Annotated in this window: 17 protein-coding genes; 7 read left to right on the top strand and 10 right to left on the bottom strand. The window is 66.9% G+C overall.

Annotated features, from left to right (window positions below; all coding sequences use genetic code 11):
- The first annotated feature begins 179 nt into the window (after window positions 1–179).
- A complete protein-coding gene (locus OHA40_RS23905; protein ID WP_330229119.1) occupies window positions 180–1,133 on the top strand; it encodes an alpha/beta hydrolase in 954 nt (317 codons plus the stop codon).
- A gap of 227 nt (window positions 1,134–1,360) precedes the next feature.
- Here the strand turns inward: OHA40_RS23905 and OHA40_RS23900 are convergent, their stop codons facing one another.
- Window positions 1,361–2,785 carry an MFS transporter gene (locus tag OHA40_RS23900; RefSeq protein ID WP_330229118.1) on the bottom strand — a complete coding sequence of 475 codons (1,425 nt, stop codon included), beginning with the start codon at window positions 2,783–2,785 and terminating at the stop codon, window positions 1,361–1,363.
- Between the two features lie 78 nt (window positions 2,786–2,863).
- Here OHA40_RS23900 and OHA40_RS23895 point away from each other — a divergent pair, with 78 nt between their 5' ends.
- From OHA40_RS23895 to OHA40_RS23885, 3 genes are all read left to right on the top strand, one after another.
- The gene (locus OHA40_RS23895) at window positions 2,864–3,484 is read left to right on the top strand and encodes a TetR/AcrR family transcriptional regulator (RefSeq protein ID WP_330229117.1); all 621 of its coding nucleotides are present in this window, start codon (window positions 2,864–2,866) and stop codon (window positions 3,482–3,484) included.
- A 61-nt stretch (window positions 3,485–3,545) separates the two neighbouring features.
- Complete coding sequence (locus OHA40_RS23890) at window positions 3,546–3,980, top strand: LysR substrate-binding domain-containing protein (RefSeq protein ID WP_330229116.1); 435 nt, start codon at window positions 3,546–3,548, stop codon at window positions 3,978–3,980.
- A 72-nt stretch (window positions 3,981–4,052) separates the two neighbouring features.
- Window positions 4,053–4,472, top strand: a complete 420-nt coding sequence (locus OHA40_RS23885; RefSeq protein ID WP_330229115.1) for a VOC family protein — start codon at window positions 4,053–4,055, stop codon at window positions 4,470–4,472.
- Window positions 4,473–4,554: 82 nt separating this feature from the next.
- On the opposite strand, the gene OHA40_RS23880 is transcribed toward OHA40_RS23885, so the two are convergent.
- Window positions 4,555–5,634: an ADP-ribosylglycohydrolase family protein gene (locus OHA40_RS23880; RefSeq protein WP_330229114.1), complete on the bottom strand. Its 1,080-nt coding sequence runs from the start codon at window positions 5,632–5,634 to the stop codon at window positions 4,555–4,557.
- An 82-nt stretch (window positions 5,635–5,716) separates the two neighbouring features.
- Here OHA40_RS23880 and OHA40_RS23875 point away from each other — a divergent pair, with 82 nt between their 5' ends.
- Window positions 5,717–6,274, top strand: coding sequence for a sugar O-acetyltransferase (locus tag OHA40_RS23875; protein ID WP_330229113.1), 558 nt, complete (start codon window positions 5,717–5,719; stop codon window positions 6,272–6,274).
- A gap of 14 nt (window positions 6,275–6,288) precedes the next feature.
- Here OHA40_RS23875 and OHA40_RS23870 read toward each other — a convergent pair whose 3' ends face one another.
- Together OHA40_RS23870 and OHA40_RS23865 are read right to left on the bottom strand one after the other, a co-directional pair.
- The gene (locus OHA40_RS23870; protein ID WP_330229112.1) at window positions 6,289–6,912 is read right to left on the bottom strand and encodes a response regulator transcription factor; all 624 of its coding nucleotides are present in this window, start codon (window positions 6,910–6,912) and stop codon (window positions 6,289–6,291) included.
- Window positions 6,909–8,108 (bottom strand): sensor histidine kinase, encoded by a 1,200-nt coding sequence (locus OHA40_RS23865; RefSeq protein ID WP_330229111.1) that lies wholly within the window; start codon window positions 8,106–8,108, stop codon window positions 6,909–6,911. Before OHA40_RS23865 ends, OHA40_RS23870 begins: the two co-directional genes overlap by 4 nt.
- Before the next feature lie 178 nt (window positions 8,109–8,286).
- Here OHA40_RS23865 and OHA40_RS23860 point away from each other — a divergent pair, with 178 nt between their 5' ends.
- Entirely contained in the window at window positions 8,287–8,874 is a 588-nt protein-coding gene (locus OHA40_RS23860; RefSeq protein ID WP_330229110.1) for a universal stress protein, read from the top strand.
- Here OHA40_RS23860 and OHA40_RS23855 read toward each other — a convergent pair.
- From OHA40_RS23855 to OHA40_RS23845, 3 genes are read right to left on the bottom strand one after another with little or no spacing between them, the layout of a single operon-like run.
- Window positions 8,818–9,333 (bottom strand): ester cyclase, encoded by a 516-nt coding sequence (locus tag OHA40_RS23855; protein ID WP_330229109.1) that lies wholly within the window; start codon window positions 9,331–9,333, stop codon window positions 8,818–8,820. The genes OHA40_RS23860 and OHA40_RS23855 overlap by 57 nt on opposite strands.
- 2 nt (window positions 9,334–9,335) lie before the next feature.
- Entirely contained in the window at window positions 9,336–9,881 is a 546-nt protein-coding gene (locus OHA40_RS23850; RefSeq protein WP_330229108.1) for a cupin domain-containing protein, read from the bottom strand.
- A gap of 13 nt (window positions 9,882–9,894) precedes the next feature.
- The gene (locus tag OHA40_RS23845; RefSeq protein WP_330229107.1) at window positions 9,895–12,063 is read right to left on the bottom strand and encodes an MMPL family transporter; all 2,169 of its coding nucleotides are present in this window, start codon (window positions 12,061–12,063) and stop codon (window positions 9,895–9,897) included.
- A gap of 159 nt (window positions 12,064–12,222) precedes the next feature.
- Between OHA40_RS23845 and OHA40_RS23840 the strand changes: the two genes are divergently transcribed.
- Window positions 12,223–13,089, top strand: a complete 867-nt coding sequence (locus OHA40_RS23840; RefSeq protein WP_330229106.1) for an alpha/beta fold hydrolase — start codon at window positions 12,223–12,225, stop codon at window positions 13,087–13,089.
- 76 nt (window positions 13,090–13,165) lie between these two features.
- Here OHA40_RS23840 and OHA40_RS23835 read toward each other — a convergent pair whose 3' ends face one another.
- The 3 genes from OHA40_RS23835 to OHA40_RS23825 are packed head-to-tail and all read right to left on the bottom strand — an operon-like array spanning window position 13,166 to window position 22,289.
- Window positions 13,166–14,545, bottom strand: coding sequence for a flavin monoamine oxidase family protein (locus tag OHA40_RS23835; RefSeq protein WP_330229105.1), 1,380 nt, complete (start codon window positions 14,543–14,545; stop codon window positions 13,166–13,168).
- Window positions 14,542–17,601: an AMP-binding protein gene (locus OHA40_RS23830; protein ID WP_330229104.1), complete on the bottom strand. Its 3,060-nt coding sequence runs from the start codon at window positions 17,599–17,601 to the stop codon at window positions 14,542–14,544. The genes OHA40_RS23835 and OHA40_RS23830 overlap by 4 nt, the downstream gene beginning before the upstream one ends.
- Complete coding sequence (locus OHA40_RS23825) at window positions 17,598–22,289, bottom strand: amino acid adenylation domain-containing protein (RefSeq protein ID WP_330229103.1); 4,692 nt, start codon at window positions 22,287–22,289, stop codon at window positions 17,598–17,600. The genes OHA40_RS23830 and OHA40_RS23825 overlap by 4 nt, the downstream gene beginning before the upstream one ends.
- Window positions 22,290–23,131 lie beyond the last annotated feature (842 nt).

Below are 23,131 nucleotides of genomic sequence, written 5' to 3'. Positions count from 1 at the left end.
TCGCTGTTCGAGTCGCGTCGCATTCGCACGAGCTGTGGCAGCGTCGCATGCCTGCGCAACGGTGCCGATCGCAGACCTATTGTCCCGGTGCCCCTTTCGCGTTCCCCCCAGCCGCTGGCCGGGTGCAGGTGCGCCCCACTGTTCGGAGTGCGGCGCCGATGGATGGGTACTACGGAATAGTGAGTGCTTCAAAGTATTTGGGCGCGTTCCTCAGCGTGCTGGCGACCGCTGCCGCGGCATCCGTGTTCTCCATCCGCCCTGCCGAAGCCGCCCCCGAGCGAGCACACGTGGTCGGCCGGACTCCCCTTGGAGGTTCCGTATCGCAGATCGATGTCTACTCACCCTCGATGGATCGGGTGGTCACCCATCGGGTGATCCGGGCCGCGGGTGGTGGGCCCGCACCAACGCTGTACCTGCTCACCGGTATCGGTGGCGGTGTAGACGGAATCTCATGGTGGGACGACACGGACGTCCGAGAGTTCTTCGCCGACAAGCATGTCAACGTGGTGATGCCGGTCGGCGGCGCCTTCAGCATGTACACCGACTGGCTGGCCGACGATCCAGCGGTCGGCCGCAACCGGTGGCAGACCTATCTCACGCGAGAACTACCGTCGACCCTCGACCACGAACTGGGGGCCACCGGACGCAACGCGATCGCGGGGGTGTCGATGAGCGCGGCCTCCGCGATCGACCTCGCGATCCAGGCGCCCGATGCGTATCAGGCCGTGGCGGCCTACAGCGGGTGCCCCTGGGCCGCCGACGCTGTCGGCGTGGCGATGGTCAGCGCGCAGGTGATCCGCGGCGGCGGGAACCCGGCGAACATGTGGGGGGCACCCGGCGAGACGATCTGGCGGATCCACGACGCGTTCGCGCATGCGCCCGCCCTTGCCGGGAAGACGGTCTACTTGTCCGCCGCTTCCGGCACTCCCGGCGCGATCGACCGAGGCGGCCTGCCGTTCCCACCGCTCGAGGCGATCGCGAGCTCGTGCACGGCGGCCTTCGCGGAGCGTCTCGCCGACCTCGGCCTGCCTGCGATCCATGTCAACCGCCTGGAGGGCGCGCACACCTGGGGACAATTCGAGGCGGACCTGCACGATTCCTGGCCACACCTGGCCCGCGCGCTCGGCGCGTGAGACACCGGCCGTGGCAGCGGGAATGCCGACGCGACCAGTTCCGGCGGATGCTTTCCGACTGCCGCCCACCGTCCGGCAGCCGCTGCGGCAAACGCGTCGTCCAGCATCAGTGTCGCTGGATGCCGCCGCGTCAGGTAGCGGATGAGTGCCGTCAGCCAGCGGCGAGTCGAGCGCTCCGGTGCGGCGTCGGGCGGATCGGTATGTGGCCGGGCGCATCTCGGCTCCGCTCAGCGAATGGCGGACGGCGCCGTGGCGCCGGGTTCTGCGACCGGATCGGTGCGTGGAACGCGCAACACCAGGACCGTGAGCAGGCAGCCGAGCAGCGCCAGCATGGCTGCGGCGGCGAACCCCGCGCGGATGCCGTCGACGAAAGAATGACTGCTCGTTGACTTTTCGGTCACGGTTTGCGCCAGCAGCAGCACGGCCGTCACGCCGATCCCGGATCCGACGCGCTGTGCGGTGTTGACGACACCAGCGGCGATGCCGCGATCGGCGTCGCCCACCGCGGTGACGGCCGGGACTGTGACACCGACGAAAGCGGCAGGTAGCCCGATGCCGAAGACAATCGCCGCGGGCAGCACATCGGTGACGTACGAGCCGTGCTCCGGCAGCCTGGCGAACCAGCCCAGTGCCGCGGCCTGCAGCGCCATTCCGGCAGCCAGCACGCCGCGGGGGCCGATCCGCGCCAACGCGAACGGGATGAGCGTGCGGGACACCACGATATTGACCACCGCGACCGGCAGCACCGCCAATCCCGACAACGTCGGGCTGTAGCCCTGGGTGTTCTGTAGATACAGCGCGAGCAGCGCGAACGCTGGAACATGCGCCGCACCGACGAGCGCGTTCACCGCGGAGGAACCACTCACCTGGCGAATCGCGAACAGCCGCAATGGCATCAGCGGGTGCGAACTGCGCTTCTCGATGACCAGGAAACCGGCGAACAGGGCGACACCGATACCGAGCAGAGCCCAGGCCAGAACGCGGGTGCCAGGATCGCCCCACGCCCCGATCGAGTATCCGATGATCAACAGCGCGGCCGTTCCGGTGAGCGCACCCGGCACGTCGAGTCGCCCGTCGGCTCGTTCCGTGGCGGGCGGATCCGCGGGCAGCGATCGGAGCAACGCCAGCGCCAGCACCCCGACCGGAAGATTGATCAGGAAGATCGACGGCCAGCCGTACGTATCCGTCAGCGGTCCGCCCACTGCGGTGCCGATCGCCGCACCCGCCGCGCCCATCGCACTCCACACTCCGAATGCCCGGCGCCGCGCGGCGGGTTCGGTGAACGCCGCGGTGAGCAGGGCCAGCTGAGCCGGAATCACCACGGCCGCACCGACACCCTGCACAGCGCGCGCACCGATCAGCAGCCACGCCGTACTCGCGAATCCGGCCAGTGCCGACGCGATCGTGAAAACCGACAGCCCGATGCCGAACATGCGGCGCGGACCGTACAGGTCGGCCGCACGACCACCCAGCAGCATGAAGCCGCCGAACGCGAGGAGATAGGCGTTGGTCACCCAGCCCAATCCTGCTTCACCCAGGTCGAAGTGCCTGCCGATCTCGGGCAGCGCCACGTTCAACACCGTCGTGTCCAAGAAGATCACCAGTTCGACAACGGTGATCAGCAGCAATCGCAGCCGCCCTTTCCCACCCATCACACTCCCTTTCGCTAGAGCATTGATCTAGCGAAATGTTCCACTAGAGCCGTACTCCAGTCAAGTACCATCTGGTCCATGCCGAAGAACACCGGAGTACGCGCCGCCCGGACCTCAGCCAACCGTGCCCGCATGCTCGCGGCCGCGCGGGAACTGTTCACCACCCGCGGCTACACCGCGACCACCATGAAGGCCATCGCCGAGGAAGCCGGAATGGCCGTGCAGACCCTGTATTTCACCTTCGCCACCAAGCGCGCGATTCTGACCGAGTTGCTCGACGTCGAGATCGCGGGCGACACCGAGCCCGTCGCCACGCTCGACCGGCCCTGGTTCGCCCAGGCAGTGGCAGCATCGGCGACCGAGCAGATCCAGCTGCAAGTAGCCGCCGCCGGAGCGATCCTGGGCCGGGTCACTCCCTTGTTGGAGGCGGTCCGCTCGGCCGCGGCCACCGACCCGGAACTGGCCGATCTGTGGCAGACCAATATCGCCCAGCGCCACACCGTCCAACTCCGTCTCGGCGAGGCCCTGGCCGCCAAGACTCCCCTACGCCCCGGACTCCACCCCGAACGCGCCGCCGACATCGCCTTGGCCGTCCTCGCGCCCGAGACCTATCACCTACTCGTCCATGAACGCGGCTGGACGAGCCAGGACTGGCAGGACTGGGCCACCGACGCGCTCATCCGCCAACTACTGCCCTGACCGCAACGACCACCGGTCTATCTGTATGCCGCACTGCCACAGCCGATCCGGATTCGACGTTGTGAACGAGCCCCTGTTCACCGACCGGTTCATCGGTGTGGTCCGCAGCGAGCACCCGCTGAGCACCGGGAAGATGACCGCGGCACGGTACGCGTCGGCACGGCATGTGCACGTCTCACGGCGTGGGCTGGCCGAGGGGCTGGTGGACGAGGCTCTGCACCCGACCGGACGCCGACGGGACGTCGTGACGGTAGTGGACGGCTTTGGCGCTGCTTTGGCGCTGGCAAGAGCCTCTGACCTGGTTGCCACGGTTCCCGGGCGCCACACCGCGAACCTGCGGCGCGGAATGCACTCCTTCGAGTTGCCATTTCGAGCCCCAGAGGTGACCGTGTCACTGCTGTGGCATGCCCGGCTGGATGCGGACCCGGCGCACCGATGGCTGTGTGGCCGCGTGCTGGACGTGTGCCGACGACAGACCGAACCGGGAGATGGGTAGACCGGCGAGGACGTCCGGCTCGGTGCCGCGATCCACCCGGGAAGTGTCGTCCGGGGTGGCTAGGGTTCGGGCATGGGTTACGAATTTCAGGTTGTCCTCGACTGTGCCGACCCCCACACGCTTGCCGACTGGTGGGCGGAGGCGCTGGGCTGGGAGGTCGAGCCGCAAGACGAGGAGTTCATCCGCAGCATGGTCGCTCAGGGGCACGCGTCGGAGGACGAGACCACGACGCATCGGGGGAAGCTGGTGTGGAAGGTAGGGACAGCCATCCGCCATCCTGACCGGCCGCGTGTGCTCTTCCAGCTCGTCCCCGAGGCCAAGGCGGTCAAGAACCGCATGCATCTGGACATTCGGGTGAGCGCGGAGCACCGGGCGGCCGAGGTCGAGCGGCTGGTCGGCATCGGAGCGAAGGTGCTGCACGAGGGGCGGCAGGGGCCGTACAGCTGGGTGACCATGGCCGACCCCGAGGGCAACGAGTTCTGCGTCGCGTGAGCTGAGTCGACGAAGCATTGCCATCGGAGGCAGGGAGCCGGTACACCTGGGTGGCATTGCCCCGTCAACCGCGGGAGAACCTCTACAGCCCCTCGTCGAACGGGTACCGGGCGCCGAGGGCGGACCGGTCGCCGAGTCCGAAATTCATGACGAGATCGTCCGCGACCTGGACCAGCACATCGCGCCCCTCGACAGCGGCCGCCCACTCCATCGGCAACCCGGAGACACCATGGACGGCTCCGATCAGATTGCCCGCGACCGCACCGGTGGAATCGGAGTCACCGGAGTGGTTCACCGACAGCAGGAGCGCTGCGCGCGGATCGCCGGTCAAGGCCGCGTACAAGGCGCAGTACACCGCGATGCCCAGACACTCCTCGGCGATCCACCCGGCGCCGACCTGCTCCACCTGTTCGGCGGTGGCCGCATGCTCGGACAACTCGACGGCTCGGGTCAGCGCGGCCACCGTCTCGTCACTCGCGGGAAACGCGGCGAGCTGGGCAACCGTCTCCCGCACCGCAATCGATAGCTCGATACCACTCACCACACGATCGATCAGCGCCGCGAACGCACCCGCCGCGAGGTATCCCGTGGGATGTCCGTGGGTCAGCTGGGCGGCCCGCGCGGCCGTGGTGAAGGCACGATCAGGCCCCATACCTGCGAGCCCGAAAGGCGCCGACCGCATCACCGTGCCGCACCCCTTCGACTGCGGATTCACCGGACCCATTTCACCGAACGAGCGCGGCGCGAGATATCCGCGTGCCTGCTGCCCCAGCCCGGACATGCACGCATTCCCCGGCGCACGCACCGCATACAGAAACGGCAGACCCACCAGCCACCCGTCGGCCTGGAGGGCGGGCTCTTCCTGCCGCTGGGTCTGCAACCAACGCAGATACGCTCGGCGCAGCGCAGGCACCGGGTCAGCGCTCGGCGCCGACCGCAACAATCCCTCCGCGGTGAACAGCGTCATCTGGGTGTCATCGGTGATCTGCTGCGGCGCGTCCTGCGCATACTGTGGGAGGAAGTCCGTCACGCCTTCCGCGCCATAGCGCTGACGAATCTGCTCGAGCTGCAGGAATTCGATGGGCCACCCGAGCGCGTCACCGATCGCCCCACCCAGCAGCGAGCCACGGACTCGATCGAAAACCGTGCTGTAATCCACCACGAGACAGCATCATTCCGCATCCAGCCCACATAAGTCACACCACCGCGGCCGCAACGCAGCCAGATCGGCCAGGATCGCTGACATGACAACGCATAAAGACCGCATGGTGCGCGGGGAACTCTATCGCGACAGCGATCCGGAACTGATCGCCGAGCGCCGGGCCTGCCAGGAGCTCCTGGACCGGTTCAATGCGACGCGATCGGGCGAGGATGACCGACGCCGGGAGATCCTCGAGAAGCTGCTCGGCGGCATCGGCGAGGGCTCCTGGATCATGCCGCGCTTCCAGTGTGACTATGGCTCTCTGATTCGGCTGGGCCGCAACAGCTTTCTGAACTACGACGCGATCGTGATGGACTGTGCTCCGGTGGTCATCGGGGATGACGTGTCCATCGGTCCTCGGGTCCAGTTACTGACCGCCCTGCACCCGATGCACGACCATGAATTGCGCCGCCAACGCTGGGAGACCGCGGCCGGGATCGACATCGGCGACAACGTGTGGCTCGGCGGCGGCGTCATCGTCTGCCCCGGCGTCACGATCGGTGCGAACACCGTGGTCGGTGCGGGCAGTGTCGTCACCAGGGATCTGCCGGCGCGAGTCTTCGCCGCGGGCAATCCGTGCCGGGTCATCCGGCCTCTGTAGGTTCGCGGGGAGCCTCACTCGTCCAGCAGGCCCTGCGCCATCGCCGTCGTCACCGCCGCCGTCCGGTCCGAGACCTCCAGTTTGCCGAATGCCCGCAGCAGATGGGTTTTGACGGTCGCTTGGCTGATGTGCAGATGTTCGCCGATGGCCGCGTTGGTCATCCCCGTGGCGACGCATTTGAGCACATCGATTTCGCGGGTGGACAGCATGGTCGGAAGCGGGCGCCGGGCGTGGCGGACGAGTCGGCCCACCACCGAAGGGGCGAGCACGGTCTCACCCCGCGCCGCAGACCGCACGGCATGGGCCAGTTCGCTGCGGGAAGCATCCTTCAGCAGGTATCCGGCGGCGCCCGCTTCCACCGCGCGCAGGATATCGGTATCGGTTTCGTAGATGGTGACGACGATGATCTTCGTGGCCGGCAGCTCCGCCAGGATGTGCGTGATCGCCGCGACACCGTCCATGCCCGGCATGCGCAGATCCATCAGCACCACCTCGGGCCGGGTGCTTCGGGCCAGTGCCACCGCCTCGACGCCGGAATTCGCCTCGCCGACCACCTCGAGATCGGGTTCGGCCGCGAGCATTCCGCGCAGACCCTCGCGCACCACCGGGTGGTCGTCGACCAGCAGCACGGTAGTCATGCGGGCACCTCCACTTCCACCGAAGTTCCGTCGCCGGGGCGGCTGTGCACCGACATCGTGCCACCGATCTGTTCGACCCGCCGCCGCATGCCGCGCAGCCCGAAGCCCTCGGGCACCGCGTCATCGTCGAATCCGATGCCGTTGTCGGACAACGACAATCGTACGGTGCCCGATCCCTCGGACAGGTCGATCCGCACCTGGGTCGCCCGGCCGTGCTTGCGGACGTTGGTGAGCGCCTCCTGTACCGCACGCAGCAGTACCACCTCGGTTCTGGTCGGCAGCGTCGGCGGTGTCGATCGTGCGGTGACGACCACCGGGACCCCGGTCTCCTCGGCCATCCGGGCCCCCTGCCGCCGAACCGAATCCAGCAGCGTTTCTCCTTCCAGCGTGGCCGGCGTCAATTCCACCACCATGGCCCGCGCCTCGATGAGGTTCTCGCGGGCGGTGACCCCGACCAGTTGGATGTGGTGCCGCGCGGCGTCCAGGTCGGTGTCGAGTTCGGATTCGACAGCCTGGGTGAGGGTGGCGATGCTGGCCAAGCCCTGGGCGAGGGTGTCGTGAATCTCGCGCGCGAGGCGGGCTCGTTCGGCCGCGATCCCGGCCTCGTGGGAGAGGCGAGAGGCTTCGTTCCGGCTGGCGGCAAGCTCGTTCAGCAACCGCGCCTGCACCTCGCTCTGCCTGCCCGCGCGGATCATCGCCACACCGATGAGGGGGCTCACCAGCAGTGCGACCAGCGTGATCGCGGCTGCCGGCGGCAAAAGGTCCGAGCCGGGACCACGCAGGACGAGGACGAGGGCGAGCGGCAGGAGGTTGACCCCGAAAGCCAGCGCCACCGAGGCACGCAGCGGCAACGCCATGAACAACAGCGGATAGACGATCGGCTGTGCGGCAACCGCGGCCGGTGCGAAGGCCTCGGCGGCGACCAGCAGCGCGGCCTCACCGCCGACGAAGAGTGCCGCGCGGGTACCGTATTCGCGTTCTTCCAGCAGCCCGCGCCCGAAAACGGCGTACCAGCCGACCATCGCGGCCAGCGCCGCGCTGGCAGCTATCCGGTTGCCCGGAAAGTGGGAATCGAGGAAGAAGACCACGAGGATCGCCGTGGCGCAGCCGCCGACGACGTAGACGTCCCACAGGTGCCGCCAGGCCGGGGATCGCCAGTACAGCGAAGCCGTCCCGCGCTCATCCGTTGCGGCCACAGGTTGACGATAACACCCATTCTTCAGGTCGACCATTCGGCGCGGCCCTGCGGGGTGTCCGAAAGAGGCTGCCACGCTGGGTGTTCACGGCAGCCCGGCGGTGTCCACCGATCGGTCGACACCGGATTCAGCCGCTCGGTCGTCGCGAGGGCGCCCCGCGCAGGAGAAGCATCGAGGTATGGACGCTCTCGCGGACAAGTCGCAGACGATCGTAGTGAATATCGTGGCTGATTCGGCAGTCTCGAACCTAGCCATGTCCGCGGCCATCGCCATGGCGAAAACGACTCCGACGCGGCTGGTCCTTGTGCATGCCTACACTCCGGCCGAACAGCGCACTTGGGGTGTCGAGAACTATCTCAAAGACGACATCTATCTGATCCGCGGCGCCACTCCCGCCGAGGAGGTGCTGCGCCTGGCGGCGGAGCAGATCGACGGGAACGGTCTGCGGACCACCGATCGTCGAGCGGTGCGCGGCGACCCGGTCAAGGCCCTCGCCACCGTCGCGGGCGACATCGCGGCGGACTTCATCGTGATCGCGGACCCGAAGCCGCATCGGCGCTGGAGCCTGGCCGAAGCCGTGTGGCGCAAATCCGGAATAGCGGTGATTTCTGCATTGCCAGATGGTTGCTCGAATTCGACAACCCGAGATTATCACCGCACATGCCGGTGCCGGTCCAAGGAATTACGGCACCGGCTGAGCGTTTTGACGTCAGCGAGTCGTGGCACGTCGGCGGAGCAGCGTCAACGTGTTGAACATGCCCTTTAACACCCGGTCGGTGACCGATCCGTCCGGCGGCAGCATACCGATCTGACGGGGAAAGGAAAGACCGTCGGTGTAAATTGTGTTCGCAACGATTATCGGACCGTCTAACTGCGCCATGTCGACACCGCGGAGGGTCAACCGCTGCCCGGTCGCGGCGACGCCGTACAAGCGGCCCTTGTCGAATGTTCCACAGGCATTCCAGGACATGGCGACATTCGTCTCGTCGGTGACCATCCGATCCACTTCGAGACGGAAATCAGGCATTGCGGCGAAAAGCATGTCGAAATATCCGCGCACGTCGTCGGCACCACGGTAGATGCCGAGGCCGACGGCGTGATAAACGGTCCGGTCATCCCAGTACGGGACATCGGCGACATTGTGTTCGTTCACCGCGGCGACACTGCCGCGCATGATGTCGGCTGGGCTCGGCTCGGTCGCGGTCATCGCGTCCACCTCGGTCATGATCAGGCGCCACCCGTAGCGGTGGGCACACGGGGCACCTTGACCCCCGCGGTGCGTGCGGCGGTCGCGACGGAGTCGAACAGCAGCCGCAGGATCGGGCTGTGCAGCACCATCGCGTCCTTGTGCTCGTTGAACAGGATCGCCATGTAGACCAGAGTGGCCGGATGCACCATCGCGGTGATCTTGCGCTCGCGGATGAGCAGTCCGAGACGGTCCAGGTACTCCTGGAAGCTGTCGGCCGGATCGTGCACATTCCGGATCACACACGGAGCGTCGAACCTGTTGCGGTAGGTGTGGACCGAGCCTGGACGGACCACGTGTGTCTCGCCCGCCGACACCTTGTGCCAGGTTCCGTTGTCGAGAACCTCCACCGCACCGGAGACCACGTTGAATTCATCGATCTGGGTGGGATGGATGTGCGGCGGGGTGGCCGTCGCCTTCGGCGGCACGGTCATCTCGATCTCGAAACCCTCCTGCGCCGGGTTCCGGGTGCGCTTGGTGAACTTGATGTGGGTGCCGTCCGGCATGGTGAACTCGTCTGTGGTCACTTGCGTGTCCTCCCTAGTTGTCGATGATGGGTTCCGCGTGCGACCCGACCGGTTGGCTCGGCTCCTCGCGCAGCCCCCAGTGGCTGGCGGTGCGGTGCACCCGATCCAGAAAACTCGGCGCCCACCAGTTCCAGTCGCCCAGCAACTGCATGAGCGCGGGTACGAGCAGCGAGCGGATCAGCGTGGCGTCGATCAGCACGGCGAATGCCACGCCGACCGCGACCTGTTTGAGCAGCAGCACGTCCGAGACCACGAAGGAGGCGATCGCCACGAAGAACATCAGCGCGGCCGCCGAGATGACGCGGCTGGTGCGTTCGACGCTCGAGGTCACGGCCTCCCGATTCGACAGCCCGCCGTCGTGCGCCTCTTTGATCCGGGACAGCAGGAACACCGTGTAGTCGGTGCAGATACCGAAGATCATCGCGGTGATCAGGATCGGCTGGGTCGAATCGAGCGCTCCCACGCTGCGATAACCGAGCAGCCCCTCGAACCGTCCGTCCTGGAAGATCAGCACCATGACGCCGAACGAGGCCGCGACGGTCAGCACGTTGATGACGAAGGATTTGATCGGAAGCAGCACGCTGCCGGTCATGACGAAGATGAAGAACGTCGTCGTGATCAACACGACGAGCAGGGCGTAGGGCAACCGCGCGGTGAAGCTCGACATCTGGTCGACGAATCGGGCCGTCTCACCGCCCACCAACGTATGGTCACCGTCCTCGAGTGCGCGAATCCGGTGGACCAGTTCGACACTCTCCTCGGATAATCCCGGCGCGGCGGGGGCGACCGCGAGCACCGAGGTCTCCGATCCGACCGAGACCACCGGGCTCACCCATTTCACGTTGTCGAGGCCGCTGATCCGCTCGGCCAGCGCGGTGGCCTCGGCGGCGGGGCCGCGGTGCTCGACGAAAATCGAGCGCGACAGCGCCGGACCGAATTCGGTACGTAGCGACTCCACCACGCGGCTCGAGCTGTAGGACGGCGGCAGGACCCGCTCGTCGGCCATCACGAATCGGGTACCGAGCCCGGCCGAACCGAGCAGCAGCAGAATCGCGATGACCACTGCCGAGCACAGCACCGCACGGCGCATGGCGAAGTCGGCCATCCGATACCACAATCCCGCGGCGATCGGCCGGGCATCGGATTCCACACGTCGGCGCAACCAGCGCGGCGAGAGCGCATCGATGCGGGGACCGAGCACGATCAGGATCGCGGGCAACAGGGTCAGCGTCGCGAGCGCCGCGACGAGCGGGACGACCAGACCCGCGATTCCCATCGAGCGCAGGAAGTTCTCGGAGAACGTCAGCAGCGAGGACGCGGCCAGCGAAACGGTCAGCGCGCTCAGTGCCACGGTGCGCCCCGCGGTGGCGATCGCGATCGACAGCGCCGATTCGATATCGCCGGTGCGCGCGCGTTCCTCGCGATAGCGGTTGACGAACAGCAGGCTGTAGTCGAGCGCCAGTCCCAATCCGAGCGCCGTGATCAGGTTCAGCGCGAAGGTCGACACGTCGGTGACCTGGGTGAGCAGCCACAGCACCAGCATGGTCATCGAGATGGTGAACGCACCGATCACCAGCGGCATGGCCGCGGCGATCAAGCCGCGGAAGAACCAGAGCGCCAGCAGGAACAGGATCGGGAAGGCGATGAGTTCGGCCTTGACGAGATCGCGCGTCGAGGCGTCGTTGATCTGCACCTGCGCGACATCCAGACCGCCGACCGTCGCCCACGGCACATCCTCGAGCTCGGCCAGCACCGCCCGCGCGGTGTCCTGCCGATCCCGATCGGGCAGCGGCGCGAAGTTCGCTACCACCGCGGCCCTCCGCTGATCGGTGGACACGGTGAATCCGCCGGCCAGTGCGTCCAGCGGACTGGTGACCCGGCGCACGCCCGCCTGTTTCGACAGCAGATCCGCGACCGTGCGGATCCGCTCCTGCGATTCCGGCGCGTTCGGGGCTGCGGGCAGGTCGACCAGGACGGCGATGCCCGGGTTGATATCGAAACCGGCAGCCTCCTTGACGGCGCGTTCGGCCCGCGCGCTCTCGGACGCTTTATTTTGATTGCTATAGGGCACCAACCGCTCGGAGACCACGGCTCCGGCGAATCCGCCTGCGAGTACGAGCAAGAACCCCAGAACCAAGATCGCCCGAACGTTTCGGAGCACCAGTCTCCCCATTGTCCCCATGCGAGGGACACTAGCACGCGGCGACGGCGGGAAACAATTGTTGAATATCCCAAATATTTGTGCGACCAGGACCGCTCGCGACCATCGGCATGCAAGTGTTTCACATTCGTAAGGCGTTATTCACCTACCGAGGGAGACAGGAAAGTACCTTGGTTCGATATGGACTACACGGCAGGAATAGCGTACACCAGAGCCGGAGCGGGAGAGCCACTCGTACTCATGCACGGCACCGGAGGATCGCACGCCATCTGGCGGCCGGTGATCGAACTCCTGAAAGCGGATCGAGAGATAATTGCTGTTGATTTGCCAGGCAGCGGTACCAGCCCCGCTATTCCGAATCGATTGGCGGCGACGAATCTGGAATTCGCGGACCGCGTGTCGGCACTCATCGATCAGCTCGGGCTGGAACGGCCGCATGTTGCCGGAACATCGATCGGCGGACACGTCGCACTGCTGCTCGGCGCGGCGGGTACGGCACGATCGGTAGTGGCCTTCTCTCCCACCGGTTTCTGGAACCGGTGGCAATCGCTGTACACCCGGTCGCTGTCTCGCTCGATGCGGATCGGTGCGCAACTGTCCACCCCGCTGGTGCCGGTGCTGGCCAACACCGTCGTGGGGCGAATGATGATGCTGGGCACCGGCTTCGCACGGCCCGCCGTGGTGCCGCCTGCCGACGCGGCCCGCGTAGCCACCGATATGCGGACCAGCACCGGCTTCGCCGGGATCGGGCGCCATGCCAATCGGGAGCGGCTCGGCGGGGCGCCCGCGTCGACCACCGCGGCGGCCGCCGTGGTCGACGAGTCGATCCGCGACGGCCTGCGCGAGGTTCCGACCACCATCGCCTGGGCGGAGAAAGATCTGTACCTGCCGCTGCGCCAGGCCGCGGTGGCCAAGCGGGCACTGCCCGACGCCAAGCATGTCCTGCTCACCGGATGCGGCCATCTCGCGACCTGGGACAATCCCGCGCTGATCGCCCAACTGCTGCGCGAATCGCACCTCGCGCTGACCGCGACCGAGGCTAGCTGACATCCGGAACCGACTGCTGGAGCGCACATTTCGTGCGCTCCAGCGGTCTCGCAAGCACATCGTGCCAACCCCGCGCCTAAGCGAGAGCCGGTTCTTCATCACCGCGCAATGCCGCCGCGATCTGCCGCGCCGCCCGCCGACCCGACGCGACGGCCCCGTCCATGGACCCGAAGGATTCCCAGATCGTCTCGGCTCCCGCCCAGTGCACCAGCCCGTCGGCCGCGTCCACGTGACGGAGTGGCCCGGTCACCAAACCGCGTTCGGCCAGGCCGAAATAGCAGCCGCGCACCCATGGGTCGGCGGTCCAGTCCTTCTCCAGGTAGTGCTCGTAGTCCGCGGCGCGCGGACCGAACAGGCGCACGAACGCGTCGACAACGCCGGCCCGCCGGTCGGATTCGGACATGGCGGAGAATTGCGTCGCCCAATCACCCGGCACGAAGCCGACCAGGATTCCGACCGCGCCGTCGCACGGCGACACGTCGAAGGTGGCCGCAACCGGCGGCCGGTCGCTGCCCGCCTGTCCGCTCAATCCGGCTGCGCGCCAGAATGGTTCGGGGTACACCAAGGCCACCTTGGCCATCCGCCCCATCGGCAACCCGCGCACGATACGCAGGCGGTCTGCCGAGAGCACCGGATCGAAGGCGATATCACCGAGCAGTGCGGGCGGAATGGCGACCACGGCCCGCCTGGCCCGCACAGTCACCTCGGCCGAGCGAACCTCCACCTGATCTGCACTCTGGATCAGGGCGCGCACCGGCTGCGAAAGCAGCACGCGGTCACCTAGCGAGTCCGCCAACAGTGTCGAAATCTGGTGTGCGCCATCGACGAATAGATCCGACAACAGGCCGCCGCTGGCCGCGGTGAGCGCCTCGACACTGCCGACCGTGCGCATGTACGCCAGCGCCTGCAGCAGATTGACCTCGGCGGGCTCGGCTCCCCAGATCGACCGGGCCAACGAGGCCAGCAGCGTACGGGCCTTCGCATTGCCCATGTTGTTGCGCATCCAGTCGTCGAGCGTCGCGTTGTCCCATTCCGTCGCCCGCGCGGCCAGCCAGGGCGCGTGCTCGGGGACCTGGCCGCACATCATGTTCAAACTCAGACGAGCCTTGCCGATATCCAACAGCGTGAGTGGCGACAGTATCGGGATTCCGGCCCGGAAGCTCTGTACCCGCCCGTCCAGCTCGAGCACTTGCTTGCCGTGGTCGTAGGTCGGATAACCGCCGATACGGAGTTCGTCCGCCAGCGCGATGATGTGCTTCTTGCGCTCACTGAACCAGCACCCGCCGAGATCGACGGTGACATCGGAGCCGGCCGACACCGCCAGCGTGCGACCACCTACCCGGTCCTGGGCCTCCAGCACCACGGTGTCATGGCCGGATGCGGTCAGATCGCGAGCGGCGGTGAGTCCGGCCAGCCCCGCCCCCACCACGACGACCTCGGTCTCGATCGTCTTCATCGGGTCACGCTCGCCAGCTCGGTGAACCGGCCCTCGATATACCGCTCTCGGCATTTGCCGCGCTGCACCTTGCCCGAGGAGGTGCGCGGCACCGAATCACGCGCCACCACAGCGACTTTGTCCGGCGCGTGCCCCAGCTGACTGCGCAGTCGCCGCATCACCTCCGCGGCCACTGCCGGGTAATCCGAGGCGGCGGTCTCCGGTTCGACGAGCACCAGCATCCGTTCTGAATCGGGCAGCGCGAAGGCCACACAGGTCGGGCCGACTCCGGGCACCCTGGCGGTCACGTTCTCGTAGTCCTCCGGAAAGAGATTCCGGCCGCCGACGATGATCATGTCCTTGCGACGGCCACAGATCACCACCCCCTCGTCGGTCAGATATCCGAGATCACCGGTACAGACCCAACCGTCGACAAGTACCCTGGCCGTCTCCTCCGGTTCGTTCCAGTAACCGAGCATCGCCGACGGGCTGCGGAACCAGATCTCACCGACCATGCGATCCCCCAGCGCCCGGCCCTGCTCATCCCGGACTTCGAGTTCGATACCCGCCAGCGGCCGACCGCACGTGGCCAGCACCCGTACATCCGGATCGTCCGGCGAGACCGGGCGCGCCTGCCCCATCGCGCTCAGCGCGCTGCGGGATACGCAGTCGACGACCATCGGTTCGTCCACCGGGCTCGACGTGACGGCGACGGTGCCCTCCGCCATGCCGTACAGCGGGGTCACCGCCTCCGGTCGAAGTCCGTACCGCGCACCCAGTTTCGCGAAACGTTCCATCGTGTCCACGCGGATCGGCTCGGCCCCGTTTCCACAGACGACCAGCGACGACAGATCCAACGGCCGCGGCCGGTCCACCAAACCGCGCACCGCGAGCTCGTAGGCGAAGTTGGGCGCCACCGTGGTCCAAGCCCGATAGCGGGACAGCGCGTCGATCCACGAATCGGGTTTGGCCAGATACTCTTCCGGCGGCTGGACGATGAGCTTCGAGCGGGTCGCGATGCCGGCCAGCAGGCTGATCAGCCCCATGTCGTGGTAGAGCGGCAACCACATCACACCTACCGGGCGGTCCTTGGAACCGACCCATTCCCATCCGGCGGCCACATTGGTGAGCATCTGCCGATGGGTGAGCATGACCGCCCTGGCGTTGCCGGTGGTTCCCGAGGTGAACTGCAGATAGGCGAGATCGTCCGGCTCGATGACGACGCCGGCGACCGGTTCGGCGGTGGCGTGAATCAGATCGCCGCATTTGAGCACGGTGATGTCCGACCGGATACGGCGGCCGAGGAAGCCGTGGAACTTGTCGGCGACGATCAGGCAGGACGCGTCGACGTGGGTCAACCTCCGGTCGATTTCGGCCATCAGTTCGGGCAGATCGGCAATCCGGTGCGGTAGCGGCATGATCACCGGTACCGCACCGGCGAGCCAGGCGCCGAAGAGGCATCCGATCTGCGGGATCGAGGTCGAGGACATGATGACCACCCGGTCCCCCGGCCGGATGCCGCGCTGTGCCAGACCGCCGGCCACCCGGCGGGCCAGGGACCGCAGCTGGCTGTACATCAGGGGGCTTTCCTGGAGATTGCGGTCCACCAGGGTGATACCGGTCGGCTCGGTGGCGGCCGATTCCAGGATGCCGGGAATCGTGTCGGCACCCAGCTTCTCCTCCGGGCGCGGATAGGTCGAGACAGGCCTGTTCGAGGCCGGGTGCTCGCGATCGGTGTGCATGATCATCTCTTCCTGTTCCGGTCGATGCTCGCGGCGCGACGCGCGCTGACGGCGCAGATCGGCGATCGAGTTCAGCCGTCGCGCGCCGCGGTGATCGGTTCCCTCGAGGTACTTGGTGACGGTGCGGGCCAGGCGCGGCGCATCGCGCCGCACAGCCCGGAGATTGCCGCTGAACGGATGGACGTAGCCGATGAAGAACAGCCCGGGTGCGCCCGCCGGATAGTCGGGTGCATGTACGGCGGGCGCCTCGGTCGGCGTCAGCACGTCCAGATCACCGATCAGATCGCGCAGGCCACTTCGATATCCGGTGGCCGCGATGACCACCTCGGGCCGGATTCTGGTGTTGTCCGCCAGCCGCACGTGAGCGTCGTCGAAGCCGACGACCTGCGCCACCGGTTCGATGAGACCGGCACGCAGCGCGGGCAGGAATCCGGTGTCGATAATCGGGGTCACATCGGTGGCGACGTACTGGCTGTGCACGCCCAGCGGCGGGCGGGGTAGCCCGTAGCGCGCCAGGTTGCCGACAACCGCCCGGTTCGGTGGGCCGAGCAGCCAGTCGCCCGCCCGGCCCGGCAGCGGTTCGACGACCGCGGCGGCGGCGAGCGTCGGGAAGCCGAGCACGCTGCGCGGCACCACATGCGGCGGGGTGCGGTAGGCGACCCGGGTGCGCCGTGCACCGCCGTGCGCCACGATCGAGGCGATTTCCGCGCCGGAGTTGCCGGTGCCGATCACGAGCACATCGCGATCGCGGAACGGCTCGGCATTGCGGAAACGCGCCGAATGCAGCAATTCACCCGTAAAACTTTCCAGCCCAGGCCATTCCGGAATTACCGGGTGACGATTGAGACCGGTGGCGACCACCACGACCGGCGCCTGCCAGTCCCCCTGATCCGTCAGCACTTGCCAGCTGCCGGAGCGCCGCGCGATGCGCTCCACGGTGACCCCGAACCGGACGTCGATTCCGAAATGCCGTTGGTAGCGTTGCAGGTAATCCAGGAAAGTGTCCTTGGTGATCCAACGCTCCGCCCGCCACCCGAAACCCATACCGGGCAGATTCGACATTCCTTTCGGTGACTGCAGGCGCACTCGGTCGTAGTGCGTATGCCATGGGGCGGCAAGGACATTCGACTGCTCCAGCACGACGGCCTGTACCCCGCAGGATGCCAGCATCGCGGCGGCGGCGAGCCCGGACGGACCCGCACCGACCACCACGACCCTCGCGATACCGCGCGTCACCGGATACCCGCCGCGCCTGGCGGGCGCGCCGCTGCGTCCGACGATGCCGGCTCGCGGCAGCAGGTGCCACGGTGCACGGCGGATACCTCCCGCGCTCACCGCACCTCCTCGACCGCTGCCGCGGCGAGCGCGCACAGGAGTTCGTGCACCCGGTCGGCCAGCCGCGCGATGGTTTCGGGACCATGCAGGTTCCGGCTGTAGGTCCACACCAGGTGGACCTGCCCCTCCAGCGTCAGCGCCATCACGTCGACGACTCGCGGCCGCATGCCTGTCTCGCTGCGATGCTCCCCGAAGTGATCCACCAAAGGCCGCGCGCCCTGGGTGAAGTATTCGCTCACATCGCCCCAGTAGTTGAAACCGATCTCCGGCACCGGAACGGCGCGCAGCCGGTCGCGCACGGTGTGGTCCTCCATGAGATAGCGCAGCAGCCCGAAGCCGGTGCCCCGGTTGGGTACCGCGCGCAATTGGTCGCGCACGCCGACCAACTCGGCGAGCGGATCGTCGGTGTGGCCCACCCGCAGTAGGACCGGGCTCAGCGTCGAGAACCGGCTGATCGTCCGGGTGACATCGAGATCACCGAAAACACCGTCACGCCCGTGTCCTTCGACCTCGACGAGCGCGCACGGAGTTTCGGTCCACTCCGCGACGGCGCGGGTCAACGCCCACAGCAGCACATCGCGGACCTCGACATCGTGGCTGCGCGGCAGCACCCGGGTCGTCGCCACGGCCGCCTCGCCGCTGAGGCTGGTGATATGGCGGCCGATCGAGGACTGGACATTCGGTCCGAGCACATGGTCGCGCGGCAGCGCCGTCCACCCGGTTTCCGCGATCGCGCGCCAGTACGGCACTTCCTCGGCCAACTCCGCCGAATCGGCGTACGTCCGCAGCGCCAGCGCGGCGGACGCCAGCGACGCCGTCCGCGGCGGCAGCTGGACCGTGGCGCCCACCTCGAACTGGAGGTACGCGTTCACCAGATCCTCGTAGAAGACCCGCGACGAGTAGTAGTCCATCACCACCCAGTGCGAGCTGATCAGCAGGCGCGGCTTACGCGTGGCGCCGAGTTCGAAGTACGCCACCCGCACCGACGGTCCGGCCGTCAGGCTGAGGCCGGCGTGCGATTCCGCCACGCGGGTCGCCAGTTCGCTGTCGACCAGCTCGTCGGGAACGCTGCTCAGATCGATGACGGTCAGCTCGGTCATGCTCGCGGATGGATCCTCCGGCACTACCGCCAGCCAACCGCTGTCGGCGCGCTCGAACCGCATGCGCAGGGCCTCGTGCCTGCGGGTCACCGCAGCCAGTGCGTCGGCGAGCAGGCCGAGGTCGAAACGCTGCTCGATCTCGAACATCGGCCACATGCCGTTCCAATGGTCCTGGTCGGCGAATTCCCTTTCGAAGAACCAGGATTGGCTGGCGGTCAGCGCGACCGGGCCGGTCGGCACCGGATCCTGCCGCGTGGCGTTCGGCCGCGGCCGGGCCAGCTTCGCCTGTCCGGCAACGGTCGGGTTCTCGTAGAACTCCCGCACTGTCAGCGACAATTCGGCATCGGCAAGGCGGGCCATGATCCGGATCGCCAGCAGTGAATCGCCACCGACCGCCAGGAACTGATCGTGGCGACCGATCCGGTCCACCGACAGGACCGCGACCCACGCGTCCGCGATGACTGCTTCGGTCCGATTGGCGGGCGGCTCGTAGGGTTGCTGCTCGTGCTGCGGTGTGGGCAGGGCGCCGCGGTCGACCTTGCCGTTCGCCGACAGCGGCAGGGCGTCGAGCCGAAGATACAGCTGCGGAACCATGTAATGCGGCAGCCGCTGCGCCAGGTGCGCGCGCAGCACCTCATCGGAAAGCGCCACGGCCGTACCACTTTCGGCAACGAAATAGGCGACCAGCCGCTGCCCGCCGGGGTCGGTGGTGACCACGGCGGCGCGGATCTCGGGATGCTGCAGCAGCGCATGCTCGATCTCACCGAGTTCGATGCGGTGTCCCGCGATCTTCACCTGGAAGTCGTTGCGACCGAGGAACTCGATGTTCCCGTCCGGAAGATATCGGCCGAGATCTCCCGTCCTGTACAAGCGCCGTCCCGCCTGGTCTGTGTGGAAGCGTTCCGCGGTGCGTTCCGGGTCGTCCAGGTATCCGAGTGCGACGCCGAGCCCCCCGATGTGGATCTCGCCGATCACATGATCTGGTGTCTGCACCAGATCGTCCGACAGCACCTCGACCGTTTGGTTGTCGAGTTGGCGGCCGTACGGGATGCTGCGCCAGCTGGGGTCGACGGCACCGATCGGGTAGTAGATCGACCAGATCGCCGCTTCGGTGGCACCGCCGAGACCGAGGACGGACAGCGGCCCGGCCGCCGCCACGCGGGCCCGGTCCGGCAGCGACAGCGGGATCCAGTCACCACTCAGCATCGCGACCCGGAACGGGTGGGGCAGTTGGATCACGCGCTGTTCACACTCGTCGACCAAAAGCTCCAGCAGCGCGGGAACGGTATTCCACATGGTCACCCGATGGCCGTCGATCAGCTCGCACCAGTGCCGCGGATTGTGCACCTTGTCGACATCGGGCAGCACGATGGCGCCGCCGCGACCGAGGACGCCGAAGATGTCGTATACCGACAGGTCGAAGTTCAGCGCGGAGATGCCGAGGACCCGGTCGTCGGCCGAGACCGCGAGCCGGCGGTTGAGGTCGTCGATGGTGTTGACCGCGGCGCGATGACTGATCATCACGCCCTTCGGGGTGCCCGTCGAGCCGGATGTGAAGATCACGTAGGCCAATTCGTCCGCCGCCGGCCGCGGCGGCAGCGGTGCCACCGGGAGTGCGAGCAACGTGTCGTCCACCGTCACCACCGCGACTCCGGCGGGGGCGACGACGCCGGGCTGGACGATCACGTGCCCGGCTCCGCTGGCCGCGACCAGCATGCCGATGCGATCGGGCGGCAGTTCCGCGTCGATCGGCACGTAGGCGGCCGCGCACCGCACCACCGCCAGCACCGCGGCGATCTGCTCCCATCCCTTGCGCATCAGCACCGCGACCGGTCGCCCGCGCGAAACACCCTGGGAGCACAGCATGTTCGCGACTCCGGCGGCATACCGATCCAGTTCGCCGAAGGTGAGCACCCTGGTGGAGCCGATGATCGCGGGCGCGTCCGGCGTCGCGGCGATCGCGGCGTCGAGCTCGTCGTGGATCAGCGCCGCCGAGCCTGCCCCGACCATCGATGTCGGACGCGAAAGCCGTTGGTAGAGCGGCACGTCCACGGTCAGCGCGGTCGCATCGGGATCGGCGTACTCATCCGCGGCACGCCGCAGCAGGCATAGATACGCGGCGAACATGTCGTCGAGCACTTCGGCCGGGAAGATGGCCTCGACCGCATCCCAGTTCACGATCAGCTCACCGCGGTGCGAAATCACCTGGTTGTCCAGATAGACCTGTGGCGTCTGCGAAATACCGAATCCGGACGGCGCGATCAAGCCGTCGAAATCGGCGGCGCCGAGTTCACGGATCAGTGCGGTGAAAACCACCGGCATGGCGGCACGTTCCACGCTCCAGCGCCGAGCGATATCCCGCTGGAAATGCACGCCGCTGTAGAGGCGATTGGCCAGATCAGCACGGAGCTGCGCCTGCATTCTCCGGGCCGCGGTATCGAGATCCGCGGCGGTGCGCAAATCGCATTCCAGCAGAATGGTACTGCTGAAATCACCGATGACCCGGGCGAGGTCCGGATGCCAACGCGGCCGATCCGCGAACGTCAGGTTCAGGGTGAACCGCGGTGAACTGCTCCAGGTGCGTAGTACCAGCGCATAAGCGGCCCCGAGCAGAACCGATTTCGTGACGCCGAGCCGTTGGGCGCAATGCTTGAGGCCCTGCCACTCCGTGGCCGACAGCCGCGCGGTACGGCGAGTGAATTCCGGGGGCTCCGCACCGGTCGTGGTCGCCTGTACCGGCAATTGCGGTGTGGGGGCGAAATCATCGATGCGATTCGTCCAATAGTCCCGGGCGGCGGCGTATTCCGGTGTCGCTCGTAGCCGCTCGGTCGCGATCACGTAATCCCGGAACGACACCTCGGGAGCGGTTATCGCGGCCGCATCGTCGACTACGTAGCGCAGCCAGTCCGAAGCCAGGATCTCCATGCTGCCCGCATCGGCGAACAGCATGTCGATGCTGATGCACAACCTCACCTTATCGGTGTCGACGGTGTGCGCACGAATGTCGAACAGCGGCCACACGGTGGCGTCGAACCGCTGCTGGCCGAGTTCAGCACGCGTGTCCGCCAGCGCCCGCTCCACCGCCTCCGGTTCGCTGCCCCGCAGGTCACAGCCGCGGATACGGAACGGCGGCACCTCGGCCAATACCTTCTGCCGACCGTCGGGCAGCAGTACGGCGCGCAGCATCGGATGGCCGGCGATGAGCCGATTCAGGCCGATTTCCAGCGGCGCCACGTCGACACCGAAGACGTCCAGCTCGCCGTAGACATGCGCCGATCGGCCCCCGAGTTCGAAAGCCTGGCTGCCCAGCCAATAGGCGTGCTGGACATCGGTCAGCGGAAATGGCTCGAAGGCCGATTCCGGTCGCGGCTCGAAATGATGGAATGCGATATTTCGCGCGCCCTGCAGCACCTGGACCGCCTGGATTTCATCGGCCAGCACGCCCAGCGTGCACCGCTCGAAGAAAACATCGAGATCCAGTTCGACACCGAAATCCGTCTCGATGGCGGACTTGAGGGCGATCGCGTGCAGCGATTCCATGGTCAGCGGAAAGTCATCCGACAGATTCTCCGCCGGAGCGCTCGTCACCGCAGACCATAGATCACGCAATCGTGCAATCTTTTCTGCGCGTGCTTGTTCGGACGATTCCACACCGGGTGGTCGGTATTCGATCGGACTATTCGTCGGCTCGACAAAGTTTTCAGTATTTTTCAACACTCAGACTCCCGCATCTGTCAGACGCAAGGTTGGTCCACCGTGATGAGACACCGTTGTCGCACGGGCGGTTTGCTCAATTGACGATCGGCGGTGAGAAGATTCAGCCCCTTCGATAACACCGCGTCGATACCCCTTCCCGCACTCAGAGTTCCACGGGCACGCGTGTGTGTCCAGGGGCACATTCCTGCGCCCGTTCGCCGAAACCGGAGGACTGCTATCCCCAAGCAACAATCGATGCCACGGCTCGGACGTGCCGTATCGCCGAGCGGTTCGGTATATGTAACCCCGCGTTTTCATTACCGGCAGCTATCCGAGCGTGTAGCGGTGCCGTCATCCCGCGCGCCCACTGGATGTCGCGGCACGGCCGGAAATATCACAGGAGCCGGTGGCATACCCGACACGGGGGTGCCCGAAGTTCACTACACGCACCGAGATGTGATGCAGCTCACTGATTCTATCTGTTGTCGATTCGCGGATACCGGTCGTGCACAGTGCGGAACTACGCGGCATGATGCACTCTCACAACTCCTGCGACGGCGTCGGCACACCCGCCCGGCGGGCGCGCAGGAGATCGCGACACCTTGGAATCGCACGGCGAATACTGCTGCGTACCACCATCGCTCGCATCAGTGCGAAGATGAAGCGGCCAGCGATACCCACCGCTCGCGAGTTCTTCATCGGGAACGGGTCGGCGCCGACTGGCCGGGCGGTCA

It is taken from the genome of Nocardia sp. NBC_00508 (assembly GCF_036346875.1).
Taxonomy (GTDB): domain Bacteria; phylum Actinomycetota; class Actinomycetes; order Mycobacteriales; family Mycobacteriaceae; genus Nocardia.
Note: the sequence above shows the minus strand (reverse complement) of the source record. Positions and strands in the feature narration are given on the sequence as shown.